Raw genomic sequence first — 2395 nt, forward strand, 5'->3', positions numbered from 1 at the left:
CTTGTTTTGGATGAGATTACGTCAGAAGCGGATATTTTTGCCGCAGAATGCGCGGCGCACTGTGGAACGGCGGTTCTCGCTTCGGCACATGCATGGGATTTGGAAGATTTTCAGCTTCGACCGTTGTACCAGCGATTGCAGGAACGAAAGATTTTTACCCGTGTGTTCTGCATTGAACAGCGGCATCAAGTGACGCGGATTGTTTAGCGAATAGAAAGGACGAACAGGAATGTTAAAAATCATGGGTGTATTGTTGGTTATCGGTTCGTTTACCGGTATTGGCATGACGCAGAGACAGCAATTTCGCAGGCGGGTGATCGCGCTGGGAGATATGCTGTCTGCACTGGATCTTATTTCCGCAGAGCTTTCGTTTCATCTGACAAGCATACCGGATATTGTGGCAAAGCTCGCATCGGACTCCCGCAGCAGCATTTCCGAGCTGTTTCAGCCCATGCAGCAGATGATGCAGCACGATGATGGACTGTCTATGACATTTAAATGGATGAAAGCGATGCGGGAATACGGCACATCTGTCGGACTGAAAGAAGAGGACATTCTCATTCTGTGCGATCTGTCGGAATTTATCGGGAAATATGATGTGCAGGCACAGCTCAACAGCATTTCTTATGCCAAAACGCGCTTGACCAAACAATTGGACATTGCTTCTGCTGAAATGAAAAGCAAAGGAAACGTGTACCGCACTTGCTGCGTGGCGGCAGGAATTCTGCTAGTGCTGATTTTGATTTGACGCGTGCTTATGGAAGTAGATTTAATTTTTAAAATTGCCGCAGTAGGTATTCTGGTCGCGGTACTCAATCAGTTGCTCGTTCGTTCCGGACGGGAAGAACAGGCGATGATGACGACACTGGCGGGATTGATTGTTGTGATGATGCTTATCGTGCAAAAAATCAGTGAGCTATTTACGTTGATTCAACATGTATTTGATTTTTAAATTGGCAGCCTTGGCGGTCTGCGGCGCACTGTTCGCTGCATTTTTGCGGCCGATTTCTCCGGTGTTTGGTATTTTGACCGCCCTCGCGTGCGGGCTACTTTTGCTGTATGCGATATTCGAGCCGATAGAACAGATTTTCGCGGTGCTATCCGGCTTTTTAACCGCAGCGGGAATGACAAAAAATTTGTACGTGCCGGTTATCAAGGCGGTCGGTATTGCAGTTATCGTGCATATCACAGCACAGGTATGTAAGGATGCCGGAGAGGGCGCACTGGGCAGCAAATTAGAGCTGGCGGGTGTCATCGCCGCGATTGCGGTGTGCATTCCGCTCATGCGGGAAGTCTTTGCGTTGCTGGAATCTATGCTGCTGTGATAAAAAGGAGCAGAAGTATGAAACGCTTCAGAATTGCTGTGTTGGTCTGTCTCTGTCTGTGCGTTATACAGAGACCGGCGTGTGCGGCGGATGTGTTTTCCGATCAGCAGATACAGGGACAGGCATCCATGCGGCGCGCCTTAGATGGCGAGAGCCAAGCCCTATTGGATGGACTTTCCGATGGCAAAGATTTGACACAGACAGTTTCACAAATTCTGCGCCGGACACAAACACAGCAGAGAGGTGCAATTGCTGAAGCAGTTTCTGCTTTGACTGGTGCTGCTGTCGTTATGATTTTGTGCAGCTGTGCAGAGAGCTTTTCCAAAACGTCACGGATTTCCCCACTGATTTTGCAGCTGGCGGGAGCATTGGGAATGACAGCTGCCGTCTATCAAACGCTTGCCGGACTGACCAGCGTATGCAGGGAGACAACAGAACAAATACAGATTTTTTCAAAATCTATGCTGCCGGTCATGACAACAGCAATTAGTCTAACGGGAGCACCGGCTTCTGCCACATTGGTGTACAGCGGTACGATGTTTGCGCTGGATTTTTGTATTTCTCTGATTACCGGTGTGTATATTCCTGCGGTCTCTGCGTATGTTGCGATGATTACGGTTAATACGGCAGTAGGAAATGATATGCTGACACGATTGGCAGCGTGTATCAAATGGCTGATTGTCAGCTCACTCAAGCTGCTGCTGACGTTGTTTTTCTTTTACATCACAATTTCCGGCTCGGTCAGTCATGGAATGGATGCGGGAACGGTAAAAGCAGCGAAATTCGCGCTGAATTCCTCCGTGCCGCTCGTCGGTAGTATTTTGTCCGGCGCGGCAGATTCTGTGCTGGCGGGAGCAGTAATTCTCAAGAATTCGTTGGGCGTTTTTGGAATGCTGTGTGTCTGTGCCATTTGCCTTGTACCGTTTTTACGGATTGGCGTAAATTATTTGGTGTTTAAAATTGGCGCGGCGGTACTGTCGCCGATTTGCCCGAAATCACTCAGCGGACTTGCCGATGGCATTGCGGACAGCATGGGCATGATTTTAGGTATGTTGGGGAGCTGTTCCGCC

General features: G+C 49.1%; 4 protein-coding genes and 1 pseudogene. All 5 read left to right on the forward strand.

Going from position 1 to position 2395, the window contains the following annotated elements:
- Nucleotides 1–207 (forward strand): annotated as a pseudogene (locus ACR0P9_RS11090) (stage III sporulation protein AB); the annotation flags it as partial.
- 22 nt (nucleotides 208–229) lie between these two features.
- Nucleotides 230–748: a stage III sporulation protein AB gene (locus ACR0P9_RS11095; protein WP_432620130.1), complete on the forward strand. Its 519-nt coding sequence runs from the start codon at nucleotides 230–232 to the stop codon at nucleotides 746–748.
- A gap of 9 nt (nucleotides 749–757) precedes the next feature.
- Nucleotides 758–952 carry a stage III sporulation protein AC gene (gene spoIIIAC / locus ACR0P9_RS11100; RefSeq protein ID WP_432620132.1) on the forward strand — a complete coding sequence of 65 codons (195 nt, stop codon included), beginning with the start codon at nucleotides 758–760 and terminating at the stop codon, nucleotides 950–952.
- Nucleotides 936–1325, forward strand: a complete 390-nt coding sequence (locus ACR0P9_RS11105; protein ID WP_432620134.1) for a SpoIIIAC/SpoIIIAD family protein — start codon at nucleotides 936–938, stop codon at nucleotides 1323–1325. The genes spoIIIAC and ACR0P9_RS11105 overlap by 17 nt, the downstream gene beginning before the upstream one ends.
- 17 nt (nucleotides 1326–1342) lie before the next feature.
- A partial coding sequence (locus ACR0P9_RS11110; protein ID WP_432620136.1) for a stage III sporulation protein AE occupies nucleotides 1343–2395 on the forward strand: 1053 nt, incomplete at its 3' end.

Source organism: Butyricicoccus sp., from assembly GCF_050872565.1.
GTDB lineage: Bacteria > Bacillota > Clostridia > Oscillospirales > Butyricicoccaceae > Butyricicoccus_A.

Bases quoted from the DNA above. Each gene is read 5' to 3' on its own strand.
- ACR0P9_RS11095 (WP_432620130.1), top strand. From the start codon at position 230: ATGTTAAAAATCATGGGTGTATTGTTGGTTATCGGTTCGTTTACCGGT.
- spoIIIAC (WP_432620132.1), top strand. From the start codon at position 758: ATGGAAGTAGATTTAATTTTTAAAATTGCCGCAGTAGGTATTCTGGTC.
- ACR0P9_RS11105 (WP_432620134.1), top strand. From the start codon at position 936: ATGTATTTGATTTTTAAATTGGCAGCCTTGGCGGTCTGCGGCGCACTG.